The organism is Albibacterium sp. (genome assembly GCF_035514885.1).
In the GTDB taxonomy this organism is placed as follows: domain Bacteria; phylum Bacteroidota; class Bacteroidia; order Sphingobacteriales; family Sphingobacteriaceae; genus Albibacterium.
In genome coordinates, this window is record NZ_DATJCH010000013.1 from 80,297 (window position 1) to 103,479 (window position 23,183).

21 protein-coding genes are annotated in these 23,183 nt (G+C 36.2%); 2 read left to right on the plus strand and 19 right to left on the minus strand.

Annotated elements, in window-relative coordinates; translation table 11 throughout:
• Positions 1–95: 95 nt before the first annotated feature.
• From VL047_RS08140 to VL047_RS08150, 3 genes are all read right to left on the minus strand, one after another.
• Positions 96–581, minus strand: coding sequence for a plastocyanin/azurin family copper-binding protein (locus tag VL047_RS08140; RefSeq protein ID WP_325359627.1), 486 nt, complete (start codon positions 579–581; stop codon positions 96–98).
• Positions 582–671: 90 nt separating this feature from the next.
• Positions 672–1,406 carry a DNA-formamidopyrimidine glycosylase family protein gene (locus VL047_RS08145; RefSeq protein WP_325359628.1) on the minus strand — a complete coding sequence of 245 codons (735 nt, stop codon included), beginning with the start codon at positions 1,404–1,406 and terminating at the stop codon, positions 672–674.
• Positions 1,407–1,473: 67 nt separating this feature from the next.
• Positions 1,474–2,631, minus strand: a complete 1,158-nt coding sequence (locus VL047_RS08150) for a TIGR03862 family flavoprotein (RefSeq protein ID WP_325359629.1) — start codon at positions 2,629–2,631, stop codon at positions 1,474–1,476.
• A gap of 72 nt (positions 2,632–2,703) precedes the next feature.
• Between VL047_RS08150 and VL047_RS08155 the strand changes: the two genes are divergently transcribed.
• Positions 2,704–3,921 carry an MFS transporter gene (locus tag VL047_RS08155; protein WP_325359630.1) on the plus strand — a complete coding sequence of 406 codons (1,218 nt, stop codon included), beginning with the start codon at positions 2,704–2,706 and terminating at the stop codon, positions 3,919–3,921.
• 4 nt (positions 3,922–3,925) lie between these two features.
• Here the strand turns inward: VL047_RS08155 and VL047_RS08160 are convergent, their stop codons facing one another.
• The 15 genes from VL047_RS08160 to cls all read right to left on the minus strand — a co-directional run bounded on the left by VL047_RS08160 (position 3,926) and on the right by cls (position 20,824).
• The gene (locus tag VL047_RS08160) at positions 3,926–4,915 is read right to left on the minus strand and encodes an NAD(P)-dependent oxidoreductase (protein ID WP_325359631.1); all 990 of its coding nucleotides are present in this window, start codon (positions 4,913–4,915) and stop codon (positions 3,926–3,928) included.
• Entirely contained in the window at positions 4,912–6,033 is a 1,122-nt protein-coding gene (locus tag VL047_RS08165; protein ID WP_325359632.1) for a hypothetical protein, read from the minus strand. The genes VL047_RS08160 and VL047_RS08165 overlap by 4 nt, the downstream gene beginning before the upstream one ends.
• Positions 6,030–7,235: a serine palmitoyltransferase gene (gene spt / locus VL047_RS08170; RefSeq protein WP_325359633.1), complete on the minus strand. Its 1,206-nt coding sequence runs from the start codon at positions 7,233–7,235 to the stop codon at positions 6,030–6,032. The genes VL047_RS08165 and spt overlap by 4 nt, the downstream gene beginning before the upstream one ends.
• A 150-nt stretch (positions 7,236–7,385) precedes the next feature.
• The gene (gene cysM / locus VL047_RS08175) at positions 7,386–8,258 is read right to left on the minus strand and encodes a cysteine synthase CysM (RefSeq protein ID WP_325359634.1); all 873 of its coding nucleotides are present in this window, start codon (positions 8,256–8,258) and stop codon (positions 7,386–7,388) included.
• A complete protein-coding gene (gene epsC, locus VL047_RS08180) occupies positions 8,255–9,070 on the minus strand; it encodes a serine O-acetyltransferase EpsC (RefSeq protein WP_325359635.1) in 816 nt (271 codons plus the stop codon). The genes cysM and epsC overlap by 4 nt, the downstream gene beginning before the upstream one ends.
• A gap of 17 nt (positions 9,071–9,087) precedes the next feature.
• Entirely contained in the window at positions 9,088–10,371 is a 1,284-nt protein-coding gene (locus tag VL047_RS08185) for a hemolysin family protein (RefSeq protein ID WP_325359636.1), read from the minus strand.
• Positions 10,372–10,533: 162 nt separating this feature from the next.
• Positions 10,534–11,727, minus strand: a complete 1,194-nt coding sequence (locus VL047_RS08190) for an efflux RND transporter periplasmic adaptor subunit (RefSeq protein ID WP_325359637.1) — start codon at positions 11,725–11,727, stop codon at positions 10,534–10,536.
• 3 nt (positions 11,728–11,730) lie between these two features.
• Positions 11,731–12,825, minus strand: coding sequence for an efflux RND transporter periplasmic adaptor subunit (locus VL047_RS08195; protein WP_325359638.1), 1,095 nt, complete (start codon positions 12,823–12,825; stop codon positions 11,731–11,733).
• A complete protein-coding gene (locus VL047_RS08200; protein ID WP_325359639.1) occupies positions 12,803–14,089 on the minus strand; it encodes a TolC family protein in 1,287 nt (428 codons plus the stop codon). Before VL047_RS08200 ends, VL047_RS08195 begins: the two co-directional genes overlap by 23 nt.
• Positions 14,040–15,974 carry an efflux RND transporter permease subunit gene (locus tag VL047_RS08205; protein ID WP_325359640.1) on the minus strand — a complete coding sequence of 645 codons (1,935 nt, stop codon included), beginning with the start codon at positions 15,972–15,974 and terminating at the stop codon, positions 14,040–14,042. Before VL047_RS08205 ends, VL047_RS08200 begins: the two co-directional genes overlap by 50 nt.
• 1 nt (position 15,975) lies before the next feature.
• Positions 15,976–17,271, minus strand: coding sequence for an efflux RND transporter permease subunit (locus VL047_RS08210; protein WP_325359641.1), 1,296 nt, complete (start codon positions 17,269–17,271; stop codon positions 15,976–15,978).
• Positions 17,272–17,274: 3 nt separating this feature from the next.
• Entirely contained in the window at positions 17,275–17,898 is a 624-nt protein-coding gene (locus tag VL047_RS08215; RefSeq protein ID WP_325359642.1) for a DUF3347 domain-containing protein, read from the minus strand.
• Between the two features lie 187 nt (positions 17,899–18,085).
• The gene (locus VL047_RS08220; RefSeq protein ID WP_325359643.1) at positions 18,086–18,487 is read right to left on the minus strand and encodes an HYC_CC_PP family protein; all 402 of its coding nucleotides are present in this window, start codon (positions 18,485–18,487) and stop codon (positions 18,086–18,088) included.
• Between the two features lie 79 nt (positions 18,488–18,566).
• Complete coding sequence (locus VL047_RS08225; protein ID WP_325359644.1) at positions 18,567–19,292, minus strand: GDSL-type esterase/lipase family protein; 726 nt, start codon at positions 19,290–19,292, stop codon at positions 18,567–18,569.
• A gap of 65 nt (positions 19,293–19,357) precedes the next feature.
• The gene (gene cls / locus VL047_RS08230; protein ID WP_325359645.1) at positions 19,358–20,824 is read right to left on the minus strand and encodes a cardiolipin synthase; all 1,467 of its coding nucleotides are present in this window, start codon (positions 20,822–20,824) and stop codon (positions 19,358–19,360) included.
• A gap of 125 nt (positions 20,825–20,949) precedes the next feature.
• Here cls and VL047_RS08235 point away from each other — a divergent pair, with 125 nt between their 5' ends.
• The gene (locus tag VL047_RS08235) at positions 20,950–21,726 is read left to right on the plus strand and encodes an NYN domain-containing protein (RefSeq protein WP_325359646.1); all 777 of its coding nucleotides are present in this window, start codon (positions 20,950–20,952) and stop codon (positions 21,724–21,726) included.
• Between the two features lie 89 nt (positions 21,727–21,815).
• On the opposite strand, the gene VL047_RS08240 is transcribed toward VL047_RS08235, so the two are convergent.
• Positions 21,816–22,517 carry a DUF1080 domain-containing protein gene (locus VL047_RS08240; protein WP_325359647.1) on the minus strand — a complete coding sequence of 234 codons (702 nt, stop codon included), beginning with the start codon at positions 22,515–22,517 and terminating at the stop codon, positions 21,816–21,818.
• Between the last annotated feature and the right edge of the window lie 666 nt (positions 22,518–23,183).

Genomic DNA, 23,183 nt, shown 5'->3' on the forward strand with positions numbered 1-23,183 from the left:
ATAAATTAAAAAATCCCTGTTGCTTACCTAATAAGGTATGCAACAGGGATCAAAAAAGCTAAAATGAAATAACTTAACGCAGGATAGCCTAATCGCTATTTAGTAACTGTCATTATGCCGTGCATGATTCTCCAATGACCTGGAAAAGTACAGACAAAAGGATAGTCGCCAGGAATAGCAGGAACTTTAACTGTTAATTCAAATTTATCACCTTGATTTAACAAAGGAGTAGAATATAATACTTCAGGGATTTTGGGTACATATTGTAATTCAGCACCATTGGCCATACCGGCTAAGACATCTGCAGCACTTCCGACTTTTTCTAATGTTCCAGGTTTGGCAATAAGGAAATTATGCTGCATAAAATCAGGATTCTCAACCACTACCTTTACAGTAGTACTAGCCTTAACAGAAAACTTAGCCTTATCAAACCTCATTTCTCCAACAACAACTTTAATCGTAATAACCTCTTCAGCTGCTACAACCCTATCACCTGAGATTCCGGACGCAAATGACATATTGAAGGCTATCAGACTTATTGAAACAGTAAACATTGCTACATATAAACAAACTCTATTCATACCTTTTATCTTTATATTTAATACAAAATTAATAACCAAAGTGATTAGACTATCATGTACTATCACGGTTTAATAGCATTTCAATAAAGACTAAACATATAGCTTTTGGCATTCAACACAAAAGAAAGTTCTTCTATTAGTTTTTCCCAAATGAGCTTTATGTACATGATGACCCAAAGGACAAATACTTTTAGTATTAATTAACCAATGCTTTTTTAAGGTATATTCTTTTTTCCATTTCAAAAAGTCAAAACTATATTGTCTGGCCTCCTTAATAAGCTCTTCTTTCTTAATAGGTGGGAGAGATTCTACTGTGCTAAGCGGATGAACACCAATTCGATATAAAACTTCATTTTTAATGATATTTCCAACACCAGCAAATACATTCTGATCTAGTAATATATCACATACCAAAGCACTTCCCTTTTCTTGCAATTTCGATTCGGCTTTCGATGGATTCCATTGATTAGATAAAACATCCGTTTCCCAGTCATAGATCTCGTTTATGTCTCCTTCAATAAACTTCAAAGAACAGGTATAGAAATTTAGCACATCATTTTTAAATATAAGTCCTAAACGTAAAGGAGTTTCTTTCTTGTCATTAATTAAATAAGTACCAAACATTAAAAAGTGAATCTTTAAAGTAAACCCTTCAAAGCAAATTAAGAAATGTTTTCCCCAGCTTTTAAAAGCGATAATCCGTTTATCTATCATTCTTTCTTTTTCGATACTGGTATTCCCCTCCACATCTAAAATAGTTGAACCTTCTAAATGAAGTTCTTCAACAAGTTCCTTTAATATAACAATCGACGGTCCTTCTGGCATAATCAATAGAGTTAATTAAAAAACACCTTTGGAAGAAAATGGTTTGGCTAGCCTACAGCAAAATGACTTAAGATTCTGGAATACCCAATGCCGTATAATAACCTGATGAAAAACAAGCCTGTAATAAATATCCTCCCGTTGGAGCATCCCAATCGAGCATCTCTCCACAACATTGTATAGCTGGATATCTCTTTAAAAATAACTTAGGATTTAATTCCTCCCAATCAACACCACCATAAGTTGAAATCACTTCATCAATGGGTCTGAAGCCGGCCAGTTCAATCGGAAACTTCTTAATCTTATAGGCTAATAAACCTGGATCTATATAAGTTGCCTTATCTAACTTTTTCAAGAGTGCCAATTTCACCGGTTCGAGATGTAGCTTATTCTTTAATACTTCAGAAATCTTTCCAGACGACAACAAATCTATAATTCTTTCGTGAGTAAGATTCGGCTTCAAGTCTACATATATATATTGAGGAAAGGATTTTTCTCTCAAGAAGCGATTCATAAAATACACTGCCGAACCTTCAATACCATAATCAGTAATAATGAATTCTCCGTATTTCGAACCAAATTCATTAAATACATAAACATTCTTTAAAGCTTTACCGGCTAAGTCTTGCCAAGGCTCAAGCATTTCTAAACCTGAATTAGCAGCTTCTAAAGGCTTAAGCTTTATACCCTTCTTAAAAAAAAGAGATGTCCAGTTTCCGTCCGAACCTGTTATTGCCCAAGACTTACCACCAAATGCAAATACAGCACGCTGATAAAGCACTTCCTCCATTCCATTGTCGGTCATAAAAATCAACTTCTTTAAGTCAAAATCAATTAAACGATAATTAAATAGAAATCGAACATTTAGCACCTCCAAGGTCGAAAGCCACTTTTGCAATACTTCAATGGGCTTAATCCCTTTTACAGGAAAAATCTTTCCTGAAGATCCAACATAGGTTGGAACACCAATAGAATGTAACCAATGAACTGTATCTTGATTAGTAAACTCTCGGACAATGGATTGAATCTCTTGTGAATCATAGCGGCTAAGAAACAATTCTAATTCCTCCGAGTGAGTGAGGTTAAATCCACCCTGTCCTGCAACTAAAAATTTACGGGCTGGTGCAGATTTATGATCATACACATTTACAGAGTATCCCTTTAATGCAAACTGATGTGCTGCCATTAAGCCTGCCGGACCCGCTCCTACGATATGTACACTCTTCATGGATACGAAATTACCATTTTATGGCGTTTATTGCTTAGATTTAATTTAAAATAAGCTCCTCTCTAACGTATTATGCTGTTATTCCGATCTCTCAAATATTATAATTACAGATTGTTTTTTACCGGCCAATCTATCTCTCTTATAGGAACTTGGATGCAAAGAGTGGCTATAAGCTGGTTGGTATACCGTTTAACAGGATCGCCCTTTATTCTCGGATTAATCTCATTCGCAAGTCTTTTCCCATCCCTCATATTAGCCCCTTTTGCAGGTAGTTTAGTAGACCGACACAATAAGTTCAAAATATTTTGGTTTACACAAATTATTCTCATGCTTCAGGCAGGAACATTGGCTCTAATGGTATGGTTAAATTATTATAACATTTTATGGATCGGAATATTAAGTTTAATACAAGGTCTAGTAACATCTTTAGATGTTACCGCACGTCAATCTCTGGTGGTAAATCTGGTCGATTTAAAAGAAGATATTCCCAATGCTATTGCGCTTAACTCATCAGTATTTAACGGGGCTCGCTTAATAGGGCCTGCGATAGCTGGCGTAATTCTAAGTTCATTTGGAGAAAATATTTGCTTCCTGATTAACTTCCTCAGCTATATTGCGGTATTAGTTTGTCTCTTACTTATGAAGATCAAAATAACTGTACCAAAAAAATCAACCGAAAACATCTGGTTCGACCTAAAAGAAGGCTTCCGATACCTTAAAGCTTCACCCAACATATCTTCATTAATCCTACTAATGGCCTCGTCGAGTTTATTGGTCATTCCTTACACTACCTTTTTACCAGTGTTCGCAAAAGATATCTTTAATGGCGATGCCACAACTTTTAGTTGGTTTGAAAGCTGTGGTGGTTTAGGAGCATTAATCGGTGCAATATATATGGCAACACTCAAATCGCATCGTAATTTTACAAAGATAATTATACGCTCGAGCTTTATTTTGTCAATATCCGTGCTTGGGTTAGCTTTATCTCCATCTTTAATCATAGGACTGCTCTTCGCAGCCTCAGGCGCATTAGGACTAATGGCTCAAAACTCTTCTATCAATACCTATTTACAAACACATACAGATGATAATATGAGAGGGAGGACGATGAGTTATTATATTATGGCATTTCAAGGAGTTCTACCAATTGGCGCACTGATGATGGGCTATTTCGCACATCTCTTTGGTACTGTTTTAGTTGTTGCCCTTGAGGGGATTGCTGGAATTCTAATAATGATCAGTTTTATTCTTTATAGAAAACATCGGCTTAAAGAGGCAAAAAGCCGCTAAACCCTTAAAGCCATTCGCTCTCTTTATACCAATTTAAGGTCTCAGAAAGCCCTTGCTTCAAACTATACTCGGGTATAAAATTTAAATCTCTTTGAATTCTACTAATATCGCAAGCCCAATTGACTGCCGTAAGCTCGCTCATCTTCTCCTTATTTAATACAGGGGTATCCTTTCTATAAGAATACAAACGATCCATTAGAATAGCCATATAATTCACCATAAAAACAGGCAAATGGATTCTGAATGCCTTTTTATCTAAAATTAATTTAGCTGTGTCTGCTAATGCATATCGACTATAAACAATACCATCGGTAATATTATACACTTCATGAGAAGAATTAACCGTCAGTACTTTCACAAGAGCTTTAGCTAAATCTTTTACATAAATAAAACTAAGTTGTTGATCCATCCTGCCGATATATGGATCAAGTCCTGTATTGATTGCTTTGAATAATACAAATAAATCCTGCTCTCGAGGACCATATACAGCGGTAGGACGAATAATAGCTAAAGGCAAATTCGGTATCTTCAATAGGCATTGTTCTGCTATTAACTTACTCCGACCATAACTGGTAACTGGATTAGGAACAGAATCATCCTGTATTAAAGCATGCAGATCTTGAATAGGCCCCAAGGCAGCCAAACTGCTCACCAATACAAACTTCTCAACAGGAATAGTAACCTGAGTAGCTGCAAGTGCCAGGTTCTTACTATATTCAGCATTTACGCGATTATAATCAGCCAAGGTTTTAGCTTTAGTAATTCCTGCAGCATGAATGATAAAGTCATATCTCTTCTCCTCAATCTCATTTCTGAGGTCCTCAACAGAATTATAATTAAGATGTGTGTAATTGATATTAAATTGACTGAGATGGTCAATCTTACTACTTGGCCTGACAGCTGCAAAAACCTCTAGTCCACTCCGTAACGCTTCTGCAATTAAATGATACCCTACAAAACCGCTTGCACCTGTTATGAGGATTCTTTTTTTCATAATGATTTCTCCAGTATCCTATATTTACGATATGGAATACCATTGATGCGTTCGATTGCTTTATTTACTAAATCATTGTGCTCCAGAGTCCATGAAGCTTCCGCATAGGTATAGTTTTTTTCTTGGAAAGCCTTGATAATTAACCCATATAAGCAAGCTTCAATCCCCATCTTTCTATAACCATCAACAACCCCTAAGGTCATAATACGTATACCTTTAATCTTCTTTTTCATTCCTAATAACTTGAAGATTCCAAAAGGAAGTAAGCGTCCTTTTTTAATAGTCTTAAGAATAGGATTAATATCCGGGATGGCTAATGCGAAACCTATCAATTTCCCATTTTGCTCAGCAACCAAGCAAAAATCAGGATCTAAGATTAATTTTAAATCCTTCGCCATGTGGTCAAATTCCTTATCCGTCATTGGAACAAAACCTAAATTACTATCCCATGCTTTATTATACACCTCTTTAACTGCCCTCACCTCTTCTGCAAAATTCTTCATATTGATCTTTCGGACAGTAATTGAAGCTCTTTTTAAACGCTCCTGAATAATATCAAGTAATTTTACAGAACGGTCATCATAGGCACCTGTTTCATAATAATAAGCTCTCAGATCCATACGTTTACTGAATCCAAAGTTTTCCAGCAATTGTAAATAATAAGGAGGGTTATAAGGCATCATAACCATTGGAGACCCATCGAAACCATCTATTAGGAGGCCACAGGTTTCATTTGTTGAAAAATTAACTGGTCCAATAACAGTATTTAAGCCTTGATCTTTCAACCATTGTGCTGCAGTATGAAATAATAAATCTGCAGTCTCCTGGTCATTAATACATTCAAAGAAACCAAAAAAACCATCCGTTGAATGATGAAGTGCATTGTGGTTATTATTCCGAATAGCAGCAATTCTACCTACTACCTCCTGATCGTCATAAACCAAAAATAGTTGAACTTTTGAATGCTCATGAAATGGATGTTTCCTTGGTGTAAGCATATCACGCTGAGCTATAAATAACTCGGGAACGTAATTAGGGTCATCCTTAAATAGCGTATGAGGGAAATCTATAAACGATTTAAGTCCTTTTGATCCCTTAACTGCTATAACTTTTTTCATAAAGCAATATTAACAGTCTCTTCTTGTACCATCTTATATGCAGCAGAGATTTTCTCAACAGCTTCTTCAATTTGTGCAAATGTGTGAGTAGCCATTAACGAAAACCGAATTAAAGAATCAGTCGAAGCAACAGCGGGAGATACCACAGGATTTACAAATATCCCATTGTTATGAAGAATATTCGTAACCTTAAATGTTTTATCATTATCACGAATATATATAGGGAGAATCGGGCTTTCTGAATGTCCAATATCAAATCCTGCGTCTACCAATAGTTTAGTGGCATGGTGCGTATTTCTCCACAAAGTTTCAATACGTTCCGGTTCAGATTCAATAATGTCTAAAGCAGCAATCACACTCGCAACAGACGCAGGAGGCATACTCGCACTAAACATCAAAGATCTTGCTCTATGTTTTATAAATTCAATAGTCTCTTTAGTACCAGCAACAAAGCCACCTAAAGAAGCAAGTGATTTACTAAAAGTTCCCATAATAAGATCAACATCGTCATTCAAATTAAAATGAGAAGCAGTTCCAGAACCTTTATTACCAATAACACCCAAACTATGAGCGTCGTCAACCATTATATTAACACCAAACTCTTCAGCAATCTTAACAATTTCGGGAAGCTTAACCAAATCCCCCTCCATGCTAAATATACCATCTACCACCAAGAGCTTAGCAGAAGCTTCTGGTAAACGGCTCAATTTCTTTCTCAAATCGTCCATATCGTTATGTCCATACTTAATAGTACGTGCAAAAGACAAACGACTTCCATCAATGATAGAAGCATGATTAGACTCATCTAAAATAAGATAATCATTGCGATCCAATAAACATGATATTACACCCAAGTTAACCTGAAAACCCGTACTAAAGAGTACTGCGGCTTCTTTATTAACATACTTTGCTAAACGTTCTTCCAATTCAAGGTGAATATCCAGGGTACCATTTAAAAAACGTGAACCAGCACAACCTGTTCCATAAACATCAATGGCAGCCTTAGAAGCTTCCTTAATCTTAGGATGGTTGGTCAATCCCAAATAAGAATTTGACCCAAACATTAGCACCTTTTTACCATCAATAATAACCTCTGTATCTTGAGCAGACTCTATTGAACGAAAATAAGGATATAACCCCCGCTTCTTGATGGCTATTGCATCTTGAAATGACTCAACCCTATCAGATAATTTCTTACGCATACTTAAATTAATTTATTTACAACGCCTCAAAGTCGAGTACCTTGATCATAATATTACCCTAATTTAAAGCAAATGTAAATTTTTGTTTGCAATTATTTACACTTTTCAGCTTTTGATTATTTAAAACACAAACATTACACGTTAAAACTGCTACCCAAACAAATCGCTACTTAAATAACGATCGCCCCGATCACAAGCAATAAACACGATATTCGCATTTTCTACTTCACTTGCCAATTTCAATGCAGCCGCAAATGCTCCACCACTGCTCATACCTACAAAAATACCCTCTTTTTTAGCAAGCTGGCGTGCCTTATCAGTAGCCTCCTCCTGCGAGACATCCATAATTCTATCAACTCTTTTAGGATCATAGATTTTAGGTAAATACGCTTCAGGCCATCTCCTGATACCTGGAATAGATGATTCTTCAGTAGGTTGACATCCAATTATCTGAACATTTGGGTTTTGTTCCTTCAAAAACATTGAACAGCCCATAATACTTCCTGTTGTTCCCATAGAGCTTACAAAATGAGTGATCTTCCCATCTGTATCACGCCATATTTCCGGACCTGTACTTTTATAATGCGATTTATAGTTATCCTCATTCGAAAACTGATCAACCAAAAAATACCCAGTATCTGCACCTTTTTGCTCAGCATAATCTCTACAGTCTTCAATAGATTCCAATAGAGTTACCTGAGCACCCAAAGCCTCCATGGTTAGCGTTCTCTCTCTTGTAGAATTTGCCGGCATAACCAATTCTATATCCAAATCGTAATAACCGGCGATCATCGCTAATGCAATACCTGTATTCCCGCTTGTAGCCTCAATAAGTTTAGTTCCCTTTTTAATATCACCTCGCTCCATAGCGCTTTGGATCATATTTAAAGCAGCTCTATCTTTTACACTCCCACCCGGATTATTACCTTCAAGCTTTGCATATATATTTACATTAGGATAGGGATTCAAATGCTGAATCTCCACTATTGGAGTATTGCCAATACAATCTATAATTGTCTTCATTGAATTCTGTCTTTAGTATCAATCACTTTAACAGTTGATTGATGATATACGGTGGAATTTGGCGGAACACTCTTTGTTAACCATACATTACCACCGATAATACAATTATGTCCAACAGTAGTATCACCACCCAAAATAGTAGCTCCTGCATATAAAACAACATGATCTTCTATGGTAGGATGTCTTTTTGTATTCGCAAACAATTTCTCCACACTTAAGCCCCCTAATGTAACACCCTGATATATTTTAACATGCTTACCAATAATCGTTGTTTCGCCAATTACAATACCAGTACCATGGTCAATATAAAGATATTCACCAATTACTGCTCCCGGATGGATATCAATACCGGTTTTAGAATGAGCCAGTTCCGTCAAAATACGCGGAATCAAAGGTACGTCAAGTTTCAATAATGCATGTGCTATTCTATAAAAAGAAATAGCTAAAAACCCAGGATAGGTTCTTATGATTTCGAATTCACTTTTAGCAGCCGGATCACCATTTAAAATAGCCGAAATATCGGTATTCATCTTTCGGTAAAGAGCTGGAAATTCTTTAAAAAATGTTTGAGCAACTAATTCATTATTACAGTCGCTGCAAGCTTTGGTAGCATTTAATAGCTGTACCAATTCCTTTTCTAAATTAGAAAAGGAATTCTTAATCTCATCCAATGAGTATTGATGAGACACAGAACGCTCTGGAAACACTAAATTCAAAAGATCAAATACCCAATCACCAATCACCTGATTGGAAGGTACAGCTTGAATATTCACTTGTTTTTCCAGTATATGACGATAAAAATCTTCGTTCATTATAATATTATTGATTGTTATTCAATGTCAATCTGTTTATCAAAAAGCAATAATTTATCTATACGCAAACCATCCATATCAACAATCTCAATTAAAAGATCATCAACATTTAATTTCTCTCCGGTCAAAGGGATATGTCTTATTTTATCAAGTACAAAACCAGAGATGGTTGTATACCTTGAGTGGTCCTTTTCTATAACATCCCGACCAAAGAACTGATTAATCTCAATAATTGTTGTTTTACCATTAACCAGGTAACTGCCATCTTCTCTTTTTAAAATATTGATATCTTCATCTTCCTCTGGCAAATCGCCAACAATAGCCTCAAAAAGATCATTCAAAGTTGTAATCCCAACAATTCCTCCATATTCATCGACCACGATAGCCATGTATTGCTTTTGAGCTTTAAAAGTGTTCAAAATCCTAAAAGCTGGAGTATTCTGTGAAATAATTACAGGCTTACGGATAATTTCTAAAATGTTAAAATCATCCCTCCGAAAATTGCTAAGGAAATCTTTAACATGAATTATCCCTCGCATATTATCAATCGAACCTTCGGAGGCTATAAACTTAGAGTGCGAACTCTCCTTTATACGATCAAATATTTCATCTATACTTTCTTCAACATTTATCCATTCTAAATCTGATCGGTGTGTCAACATGGATTTAGCAGTTTGATCGGTAAACATAAAAAGGTTTTGGTGAACCTGAGTCTCTTCTCTTTCCAATACACCTTGATTACCGGCGGTCTTAAGCAAAAATCGCAATTCATCTTCACTAATCTTATCACCTTCACGCTGTTTAATACCAAAAAGCCTTACAATTATACTTGTTGAAAAAGATAAGAGCTTAACAAAAGGATAAGCTACAAGTGTGAAATATTTAATAATGGGGATAGCAAATAATGCGATGGGTTCTGCATTATTCATGGCCAGGGTCTTAGGAACCAACTCTCCAATAACAATAGAAACATAGGTAATACCACCAATCACAATGATTAAGGAGATTGTATGAACATATTCTCCTAAATAAGAAAACTGCGATAGGTAGGCTTCCATATTGCCGGTTAGAGTTGCCCCTCCATAAGCACCTGCAACAATACCAATCAATGTAATACCCACTTGAACAGAGGAAAGAAAATTTTCTGGGCTTCTGAGAAGGTTCAAAACCGTTTCGGCTCTCTTATTTCCCTGTGAGGCCAAATGTTCTAAACGACTTTTTTTTACGGTTACTAATGCAATCTCTGATAAAGCGAAAAAACCATTTAATAATATTAAGATTAGAATAATAAGTATTTCCATCTATTGTATTACAAATTTATATTCTCTTCTAAGCACCTCATCTGAGTCCATTAATACCTTTGTTAGTTAAGGAATGGTAAAGTTACTCATTTAAGAAATTAATATGAATAGTATTATTTGTAATATTTCAAATCATAATTTTATTACAAAACTATGTTCTAATTAAATAAATACAGGATGTTCCCCCTTTTTCAGTATAAATTCGCTGTACAATAAATAAGCCCCGGTTACTACTACCTTATCCCCACTCTTAAGCCCCTCTTTTATTTCAACTTTATCCGGTGATTCCCTTCCGGTTATAACCTTCCTGGGTTCAAATACATTTTGCTTACTCTCTATCCAAACATGCTCAGTCTTTCCATCCCTGATAATGGCATCAACTGGCAAAGTAAGTTCCTCAGTCTCTGAATTGTAAGGCAATAAAACTTTAGCTTGTAATCCAGGTTGCCAATTATTCAGATTCTCAACAGTCCCTCTTAATTGAAGAACCTGCCCACTGGTTGCCATAGCCGGAGCAATAAATTGAACAAGCATATCCAATGGTTCATTCTCCCAACCTGCAACAATTACTTTCAGGTTACTACCAATCTTTATAGAATCTGCTTCACTAGGATAAACATCAGCCTCCACCCAAAGTTGACTATAATCTTCAAGTCGCATCAATGCAGCACCCTCATCTACATACTGACCCTCTACAACCATCAATTCAGAAACAAATCCAGAAGATGGTGCTAAATACGTTACATAGGGAGTCACACCATCTTTCTTTAGTCGGTTAACCTGTCCGGTCGTTTGACCATATAAAAGCAATTTCTGACGAGATGCATTAGCCAACTCTCTAAATCTCTTATCACCACTCAGTTTTTCTGCTTGCGCCTCCATTAAAAGATAATCTTGCTGAAGACTAAGCAATTGTTCCGAATACAATTTATAGATAGGTTGCCCTTTTTTAACCTGTATTCCCGTTTCTTTTACATATAAAGTTTCAATCCTTCCCGACAACCTGCTGCTAACAAAATTTGTTCGATCAGGATTGACAGCAAGATGTCCATTCAAGTAAGAACTACTGTTCAAAGAACCTGTCCCAATAACAACTGTCGTAATATTAGCCAGGAGTTGCTGATTTTCATTTAATGTAAGAAACTTCTCTGCATTCGCACGGTCAAATGCTACCAAATCCATTCCACAGACGGGACATTTTCCCTGAGAGGTTTGCATTACTTGTGGGTGCATCGGACAAGTATAAGTCTGTACAATATCTGTTTTTGCCATTTCAGTGTTCGTACATGCAGAAATCAATAAAGATGGTGCTGCTACTGAAAAGATTAAACTGCGTATAAATACTTTTCTTTCCATTATTTATTCTTTAAGAGCAATAAAACTTTCGCTATCAACCAAATAAGAAGCATCTTCAGCGATTTCCCATTTATTGATAGCTGTTAAAACCTGAATCATTCCACCTACTTTAGCTCCCACTTCAATCTTCTTAGGAACAAAAACATCTCCCTCTTTCATAAACACAACTGACTCCATACCAAGATCAATTACAGACGATTGAGGAAGCCACAAACTATTCTTAATAAAAACCGGCACTTTGGCTTGCAGCATTTCACCGACAACAAACCCAGATGCAGGTACATAGATACGTACCAATGCAAAGTTTTCTCCTTCACGGAGAATAGGTTGAACCAAATCAACCTTCTCCACAAAAGAATTGACAGGGTTTCTTAAAGAGGAGAACAGGATTCGTTGATCTTTCTTAATCAATGAAGCATTCTGAGGATCCAAAGAAAACTCAGCCACCAATCCAGAATTTCCATAAATAGTAAAAACACTTTCTCCTGCATTTAAATATTGTCCCTCTCGAACCATAATAGTGGAAGTCTCATCCATTGAAGACGGTTCCTTCTCTACAACAAATCCATTAACCGGACTATAAATTCCAACACGATATTGGGGAACCCCGGATTTCAACATCTTATCAATTTGGGTCTGAGCCATTCCCAAATACAAAAGCTTCTTCATGGCCGAACTTTTAACATCTCCAGAGTCTCCATTCTGAAGAAAAAGAAGTTCTCTCTGAGCTGCTACCAAATCAGGTGAGTAAAGCTCCATTATCAACTCTCCTTTTCGAACGGGTTGATAATTGTACTTTATATTCAACTTCTCAATCCTGCCAGCTACCCGGCTACTTATCGTTGCTTTCTCACGTGTATCATATGCAATACGACCTTGTATATCTAACTCTAACACTTTACTCCCCGAATCTGCATAAATAACAGGTGCTCGAGAAATAATCCTCCCATTTACAAGCTGTATGCTCCTTTTCAGGCTATCGCTTAACTCTTCCCCTTTATGTAGCATCTCCTGCTCATCTGTCTTCTGCTTACAAGAAGAAACCAAGAAAACAATACACAGAAAGGCAAACAAGCTACCTAAATAGTTCTTTTTCATAGTCTATTATCAGTTGATAGAACATTAACTTTTCGTCTAATAAATTATTCTGCATCATATTCCACGCCTCCCAATTATCAATGATAACTGGCAATTGGATTTTATTTTCCTGATACGATTGAAAGTTTGCATCTAATGCCCTTTTTAAAGAGGGAATAATTTTTAATTCAAGATTTTCAAGGCGTTTTTGAGTATTCAAAATCTCATATTGCATTCCATACACTACCCCCTGACTCTCTAAAAGCTTACCTTGTCGCTCTTTTTGCATCGCATCAACCTCCAGATTCATAGCTGAAATTTCATTTTTATACATCTTACTGCTCCAAGGTGCAATCGGTATAGATATCATTCCCATAATGCTATAAGAGTTAGGCATCATACCTGCTCCTAGAGGCGACATATGATCAAACCGTATTTTAAGACCGGGGCGGCTTTCCTTTTTCATTACTTCCACTCCAAGCTTCATGCTTGCAATCTCGCGTTCCATTTTAACTATATCGGCCCGCTGATTTGCTAAAGTGGCAGTATCCAATATCACCTGCGGAACAAATACTAACTTCTCTGATGTATCAATAGAAAAAAGCACATCTCCCCTTTGATTCATCAGTGAATTAAGCCATGCCCTGGATTTAGCAATCTCCCCCTCCTGCATCAAGATCATATTCTGATTTTCTTCAATCTTAGCATCGATATTAAAAATACTTCCTAACTGACTTTGATTGTATTTATACCTGATCTCTTCAACCTCCCTCATTGTCTGCATGATTTTTTCATTCTCACGCAAAACCTGTATCCGATCCAAAGCAATCAACCAACCAAAGTACAGGCTTTTAGCCTGCGCTTTTAAATCGTTCATCTTTAAATCCCGATTAGCATATTCTATATCTCCAAGAGAAATAATAGCTTTTTGATTTGCTTTCTGCTTTGAGAAATTAGGAATATCCTGTTCTACTTGAAACATTAGAGAGCCTTTATCATCCTCCATCGGATCTTGCCCCGGATAGGGTGTCATATAAGTTCCCGCACCAACCATAGGAGCCATCCAAGAGCTTGCAGCTTCTGACTTATACTTATAACTCTCTACCTTTAGCGCATACGATTCAAGCGCAACATTCTGCATCTCTATTCTTGTCAGGATATCCTCAAGAGATAGCGACAATGAATCCTGGGCAAATAAATTTATTGGCATCAATAGAAAAAACAGATAAATATATCTAATGCGGAGCATCATGTGTTTCAAGTTTCCCATATTTACGTAATTCATATTCTTTAGACATTAAAAATATAAGTGGTGTAACCAAAAGTATGTGAATCGAAGATGTAAAAACACCTCCAATCATAGGCAGTACAATCGGTTTCATAATATCAGTACCAACTCCTGTTGCCCATAGTATGGGTATCAATCCAAACAACGATACACAAACAGTCATAATTTTAGGTCGCAAACGCTTACTGCCTCCCCAAATGACATATTTTCTTAAATCTGCTTTACTAATCGTTTCTCTGCTGTTCCCTTTTTCTTTAATTAATTGCTGCATTGCATCGTTCAGATATATTACCATCACAATGCCCGTTTCAACTGCAATTCCAAAGAGCGCGATAAAACCAACTGCAACTCCGATAGAAAGATTAGCCCCCCAGAAATAAACCATATACACCCCCCCAATCAATGCAAATGGTATTGTTATCAAGCTCAGAAAAGCTTCTCTAATGGAATGAAAGGCAAAATAAAGCGAGAAGAAAATAATAATCAATACAACCGGTGCAATCCAAATCAACGTTTGCTGCCCCTTTAGCAAGTTTTCATATTGCCCGCTCCATTCCAAGAAATAACCTTGTGGTAAAATCCCATCTGCAGCATTAAGCTTCTCCATTGCCTCTTCAACTGTACTTCCTAAATCTCTACCGCGAACATTAAACATAACCGCTCCGCGTAATAAAGCATTTTCTGAAGTAATCATCGGAGGTCCCTCTTCAAACTTAATGGATGCCACAGCACTTAAAGGAACTTCACCAAATACCGGACTCATTATGGGTATCCGGTTCAATTGATCAATACTATTTCGATAATCTTGTAATAAACGAACATTAATGCTAAAGCGCTGCCTACCTTCAATGGTCTGTCCAACAGGAGCACCACCAATAGCAGATTCAACAGTCTGGTTTACATCATCAACATTCAAACCATAGCGTGCCAAAGCATCTCTATTGATATCCACATTTAAATACTTTCCACCGGTAACTGGTTCTACAAAAAGATCCTGAACTCCTGCTGTGCCTTCTAAAGCATGTCTTACCCTTTCCGAAACACTAGCAATAGTATCCAGATTCTGACCATATACTTTAATTCCAACATCTGTACGAATACCAGTTGCAAGCATATTAATTCGATTGATAATCGGCTGCGTCCATCCATTCACAACTCCTGGAATCTGAAGTTTCGTGTCTAACTCTTTAATAATATCATCCTTAGTTAATCCTTCTCTCCATTGGCTTTTTGGCTTAAGCATAATCATTGTCTCAATCATACTTAAAGGAGAGTTATCCGTAGATGTACTAGCTCTTCCTGCTTTTCCTAGCACTTTATCCACTTCAGGTACTTGCTTAATAATCTTATCCTGAACCTGCAAAATCCGTCTTATCTCATCATTACTTACATCGGGCAAAGTTACCGGCATAAACAAGATGCTTTGTTCATCCAATGTTGGCATAAACTCAGTACCCATATTCTTTAAGACAGGAATGGTAATTAGCAATGCAAGAATATTAATCGCAAGCGTAGTCTTCCTCCACTCCAGAACCCATTCTATTATAGGCTCATAGATGCGTTCTAAGAAACGATTTACCGGATTTGAACGATCAGACTTGAACTTCCCTTTCATAAAAAAGGAAATCAATACCGGTGCTAATGTTAATACCAATAGCGCATCCACAATCATAATAAAAGTCTTGGTATAAGCTATCGGGTGAAACATTTTTCCCTCTTGCCCTGTCAGCATAAATACGGGAAGAAAAGAAGTAATAATAATCACAGTAGCGAAGAAAACACCACGGCTTACCTGCTTACTGCTTTTTTCAATAATTTGAAGCCTCTCCTCTTCAGATATCCATTGAGGCGTCTTTTTAAACAATCTTTTAAACCAATTCATGCTATTCAGATTTTGATTTTTGACTTAATTCCCACTCATGATATCGGTCCGACAAATGCTTATAAGAGTTTTCACTCATTATAATTCCATTGTCTACAATTACCCCAATAGCTAAAGCAATGCCCGTTAAAGACATGATATTAGAAGAAATTCCAAAAGCATTCAATAAGATGAAACTGGCAGCTACCGTAATCGGTATCTGAATAATAATACTGAGAGCACTGCGCCAATGAAAAAGAAATATGATAACTATCAATGAAACGATTATCATTTCTTCAATCAAAGTGTTTCTAATGGATGAAATTGATTCTTTAATTAGCTCTCCCCGATCATAAACTATATCAAACTTTACATTCTCAGGAAGTCCTTTACTGACCTCAATCATTTTAGCTTTTACATCATCAATCACCTGAGCAGCATTTTCCCCATAGCGCATAACCACAATACCTCCTACTCTTTCACCTTCGCCATCCTGATCGAATATGCCCAATCGGGCTTCGCCGGTCATTTGCACAGTTCCAACATCTGAAACATAAATAGGTACTCCATTTTGATTTCCAACAGGGATTTTTTGAATATCCTCTATTGATTCCAGATAGCCATTGGTTTTAATGATATAACCAATATCACTCACTTCATATTTTCTTCCACCACTTTCATTGTTATTAGAACGAACCGCACTAATAACATCGGGAATCGAAAGTTTATAGTATAAAAGCTTATTCGGATCTACCGTTACCTGATACTGCTTTTGAAAACCTCCAAAAGACGCAATCTCACTCACGCCGGGAACATTCTGCAAAGCGAACTTTACATACCAGTCCTGTATCGCTCTTTGCTCTCCTAAATCCAAATCCGGTGCATCCAACGTATACCATAATACATGTCCTACTCCAGTCCCATCGGGACCCAATTGAGGTATTACATTTTGTGGTAATGAGCTCGCTATTGTCCCTAACCTTTCCGATACGCGTTCTCTTGCCCAGTAAACATCAACGTCATCTTCAAAAACTACATAGATAAAACTCATTCCAAACATGGAAGTAGCTCGTACATAGTTGACTTTAGGAAGCCCCTGAAGATTCGTAACTAAGGGATAGGTTATCTGATCCTCAATTAATTGAGGAGACCGGCCCATCCACTCGGTAAAAACGATGACCTGATTCTCTGATAAGTCAGGAATAGCATCAATGGGGTTATTCTTTATAGAAAATACTCCCCAGATAAAAATTCCAATACTAATGCTTAATACAATAAAGCGATTCCGTAAAGACCATTCTATTAAACGGTGTACCATAATTTACATTACAAGCTCATCAATTGAACCACAAGTAAGCATGCTCTCACCATAATAGGGGTTTCTGACCTCGTTCTTCTCAGTCAACCAATTAGCATCAACCATCGGACAGTGGGCTTTATAAAGCTTCCTTCCACCACCAAAAGCGCTTACCAATGCATAAACTTGCTCACTCATCTTTTTAAATGAATCGCGTTGCACTTCAATATTATTCGCATTGCTTGCTATAACAGTTGCATGTTCCTTAAGAGCATTTTCGTTCTTCGCATACAAGCTTCTTTGCTCTTCGTTAAAAGCAGATTTATCTATATGATTTATGATCTCAGAGAGGGCCATTCCGCTAGATGCGGCTTCTTTATTATCATCATTTCCCAAAGCAGCGCTCACATTAATATAATAATCAACGATTTGCTTAATAGAAGAAGATACTTCTGGCGACAAATCAGAGAACAAAGGTGTAATCGCTTTATGATCAGCATCATTAACAGCAACATGTTCTACATGTTCAGATTGATCAGAATTTCCTGTCGTTATAGTAGTTTCGGAAGTTGCACTTTGCGGGATATTATTACAGGCAGAAATGCCAAAAGCAATTATTGCAATTGAATTTAAAATAATAGTTTTCATCGAATGGTTGTTCTTAGTATTTAGTTAATTATAATCTTACTCGTCATCCATTCATTTTAAATCGTTATAAACGTTCAAAATGAAGAATGAATTCATTTAATTCTAAAAGAAAACAGCAAGTGAATAGGGCATTAAAAAATGCCGATCAGAAAAATCTAAAAGATTTTTGACCTACAGGAGGAGGGTATTATATTATAAATGTGCAATTACGAAGATAGACGGGAATACACTGCACATTGGGTGGTGCATTATTAATCGGGTATTCGCTTGCGTCTGTGGGCAGACTTAAAAAAGCAGGTTGCTCATAGCTATTTAACGGCAATGAAACTGCCCAAGCCTGCATTAATTTTAAAGACGACTCTGCCTTTAATTGATCTGTATTAACTTTAGAAACCTTTACTTCATCCTTACAGCAATCATCTTTCTTCATTTCAGAAGAATCAGGCATACCACAATCTTGCAATTCCTCAACTCCATATAGGATGGATGCAGAAGTCAGTTTGTCCATGCAATAATGGAAATGCATAGCAAAGCCGGTTGAATTACCCAGATATATAAAAGCCAGAAATACAAGAATTAGCCTTTTCATTAAAGCAAAGGTACAAAATGATTCAATGAGTTATATAAAACTCCTGTTACAAAGACAACTCTTTCGATAATGTGTCAAATTATTCCAAATGCGGAGCCAAAGCTTTAGCCCAAACATCATAACCTGCAGGAGTCATATGCAAACTGTCTGATAGAAAGTATGCCGGATTAGGCCTGCCATTTTCAAGCAACATAGGTTTAACGATATCTACATAACTTGCATTATTAATCGTTTTCAAATAGTTTTCTACCAAGGTATTAGTCTTTGTAAACTTATCCATCTTATCCCAACGACTCGGACTTGGTTTAATAGAAATGTAGGTAATCTTTGTTTTGGGCAATTGGGTTCTGATATCTTCAAAGAAATCCTTTAAATCATTAAACACCTTTTCAGGAGATTTACCTGCATTAACATCATTATCTCCTACATATACCACTACCTGTTTAGGCTGATATGGAAACAATATCCTGAAAGCATAGTAATGCACTTCATCTGTCTGAGAACCGCCAAAACCTCGGTTTATTATATACTTACCAGGGAAATAACTGTCCAGGTCTTTCCAAAAAACCATTGAAGAACTTCCAACAAAAAGAATAGATCCCTTCTTGGGCGGATTCTCTTTATCTTGCTGTTCAAAAGCTGCAATTGATTTCTCCCATTGCTCAATCTTCGGCGGAATATTCTGTACGGTATTAAATTTTGAGCCGGCATTACTTTTAACCTTGGGACTGCATGAGAATGCAAAAACCAATAAAGCCAATAAAAAACTGCCAATAATAGGTTTAATTAAGTCGAACCTTTTCATAGTATCGTATAGCTTGAAATTCTAATTTATATATTTTATAGTTCAAATCCTCTTTTTTACGAGAATTATAATAATGGTGCCAACAATCTGCATACCGAATCTAATCCTCTTTTCAATACAGGCCTACTCTTCCAATATTTCATATCAATATGCCTGCTATCTTTTTTATCAATTTCAAATTGCTTCTGCATTTCTACACAAAGTTTTCTATCGTGAATCACAGCTGCAATTTCGAAATTAATATAAAAACTACGGATATCCATATTTACCGTACCTATAAAAGCTAATTTCCCATCAATACAAATAGTCTTAGCGTGCATAAATCCTTTCTTGTATAAATATACATCTACCCCTCTTTTTAGCAGAGGTTTCAAAAAAGAAAAGGAAGCATGCCGCACAATGTAGGAGTCGGGATGCATAGGCATAATCAATTCGACTTTTATACCACTTGCAGCAGCAACTTGAAGCGCAGTACTGATTTGCTCACTGGGGATAAAATAGGGAGTACAAATCTGAACCGATTTACTTGCACGCGAAATAGCTATTAAAATGGCCTCCATATTATATGGTGATGGAGAACCGGGATCGCTTAAAGCAAAACTCACCGTAGCCTCCCCTTCTGAACCAGCATCCAGGTACATATACTTTTCAGTTAATTCATACGGAATACCTATAGAAAAATGCCAGGTAAGCCAGAATTGGAATTGAAGAAGAAAAACTGACTGGCCTTGTATTTTAATAGCAGTATCTCGCCAATACAATAAATTTTTCCCATCATTAACATAGCGGCCCGATACATTAATACCACCAATAAATGCAGTAGAACCATCAATAATAGCAACCTTACGATGGTTCCTAAAATTACTATCCGAGATTGAGGTAAACCTTACCGGTAAAAAACGGATAAATCCGATACCGGCTTCTTCCATCAGCTTTTCTTCTTTCTTCATTTTAGGAGAACCAAAATCATCCACCAGAAACCGAACCTCAACACCTTCACGGGCCTTTTCTATGAGGAGATCAATAATGTATCTTCCTAATTCATCAGTCTCGAATATATAGTATTCAAAATGAATATGATGTTTAGCATCCTTGATAGATTTAATCATCTCCGGGAACATCTCATCGCCATTTGTTAACAGCTTTACCCTATTATTCATAATAGGTGCAGAAACATTTTCATTATATAAAAAACGATAGATATTCGTCAAATCACCCAAAGAGGTATCTAATCTCTTTAAATTCTCTTCTAACTGTGGTCTTTGCTTTTGCCACCTATCAAAAAACACCTGATGCTCACCCTGATTTTTTTGTCGAAAAACCTTCTTCTTCTTAAATCTACGACCAAAGAAAAAATAAATAAATAAGCCGAGGCCGGGTAAAAAAACAATAACAAGTATCCAGGCAAGCGTTTTAGTAGGATCTCTATTCTCAATAAGAATAGTAATAATTACGCCGGTATAAATCAGGGCTAAAGGAACCCAATACCATTCTCTCGTAAAGTCTATTACTAATTTTAACAACTCGCTCATAAAACGAAATGAATGGATTTTCTATTATTCTCCTAAGATAAAGATATATTTAAAATACCTCAACAGATTATTAGGATGCATTTACATTATCTTTGTTTCAATAATACACATTAAACAACAACAATATGGATTCTATCAAAGATTTACGTTTAGCAGTTTTAATAGATGCAGACAACGTTCCTTATAAAAAGGTAAAGCTGATGTTTGAAGAAATCGCGAAATATGGCACACCAACTTTTAAAAGAATATATGCAGACTGGACAAAACCAACCGTATCCGGCTGGAAAACAGTTTTATTAGAAAACGCAATTACACCCATCCAACAATATAGCTACTCGGTAGGTAAAAATGCAAGTGACAGCGCCATGATTATTGACGCGATGGATATTCTTTATTCCGGAAAAGTAGATGGCTTCTGCATCGTATCAAGCGACAGCGATTTTACAAGATTAGCAACCCGACTAAGAGAGGCCGGTATGCATGTCATAGGTATTGGAGAAAAGAAGACTCTCACGCCTTTTATTACTGCTTGCGACAAATTTATTTACATCGAGATATTAGGGATTGACGAGCATGCAGATGAACAAGAAGAGCCTAATGACACCAATATAAGCAAGAAGGAACCAGTAAATAAAGCAAAAAGTAGTCTTCGGAAAATAGATAAATCTTTAATTAGAGTGTTAAGCAACAGCATCTCCGATTTAGGTGATGAAGACGGTTGGACTTTCTTAGGAGACCTTGGCAATTTCATCTTGAAGAAACATCCTGACTTTGACCCTCGGAACTACGGCTTTCCAAAGATGCTCTCACTCATAAAAAGTATCAATAAATTTGAGGTAGATGAACGTGAAACAGGAAAAAGAAATATTAAACATGTTTTTGTCCGGGTTAAAGGCGGGTAATTTCCTCTGTAATAATTGTCTATAACCAAATGCTTAACAAAGAAAGCCGCTTTAACAAGCGGCTTTCTTTGTTAAGCATTTATTTTGAACTATAATTCTTTTATCTGAATATTACGGAACCACACTTTATCATTATGATCTTGCAAAGCAATTTTACCCTTTTTATAAGTACCAAAACCTGGCCATTCCGCAAACTTACTTCCGGCAATTAATTTCTTCCATTCATCATTATACATGGTGGTAGTAACAATATTTACACCATTTAAGAAAAACTGAAGTTTACCATTATTGCTAATTATCTCTGCTAAATTCCATTCCCCTACTGGCTTTACAGGCTCAGAGCTCGATGGAATTAAATCATATAAATCACCTGTGCGATGCTTAAATATTTTCCCATCAGCATGATTATCGCTGTCTAATACCTGCATTTCCGGGCCCGAATTATAGGTATTCTCATATTTTTCTTTATCCTCATGAATATTAAAAATAATGCCGCTATTACCTCCTTCAGATATTTTCCACTCTAATTTAAGATGATAATTCTCATATTCCTTATCTGTCACCAAATCACCCCGCTCATCTTGAGTTTTACCATCAATATTCAAATGTAGAGTACCGTTACTTACTTCCCATGCAGCACCTGCTTTTGATTTTCCATAAGTATGCCAGCCATTGGTAGTTTTACCATCAAATAGTGACACCCATTCTCCTTCTTGAGCGGATACATCATTGCTAGAACTACCAACAATAACAGCAACCAATGTGATAATAGTTGAAATTTTAAAAGTCATATAGAAATATATTTAATTATCAATAGATTACATAAAAAGACATCCATACTATATTCAATACTGGATAAAGTATGGATGAAAGATAATAAAATTAAAGAGAATTAAGACTAACGTCTTCCGATTTTGCTAACTAGCCAAATTATTAAAGCAATAACAATAACGACTAAAGCAATACCGAAATACATCCCCCCTTTAAAAATTCCGCCAATTAACTCGCATGAACTTAACATGCTCACTAAAATAAGTGCTGAAGAAGCCAGTATAATCGAATTTCTTTTATTCATAATTTATTATTTAAGGTTTAATTAAATAAACCCAGAAAAAAGCAAAATGTTTTAGGTTGCGCATTCATTCCTAAATTTATAATCATAACCAATCCAAACACTCTTGCTACCTCCTCTAAACATTCCAAATGTATAAAAGGAACATCATAAGTATTTTCTAAGGACATCATAGGGACATTATAGGTATTTGCCCCTAGGAAGTCCCTACAATGTCCCTATGATATCCCTAGTAAATTCCTTCAATTGTCTTACCCTATAATAACTATACACTATTGTTAATAATTACTTAATTAGTTATACATTCTAAATTGTTAATTCTAAAGGAGCTATACAAGTACTTTTTCGTCTTTGTTATAGCTTTTCGTTTTCCATAGTTTTCTAA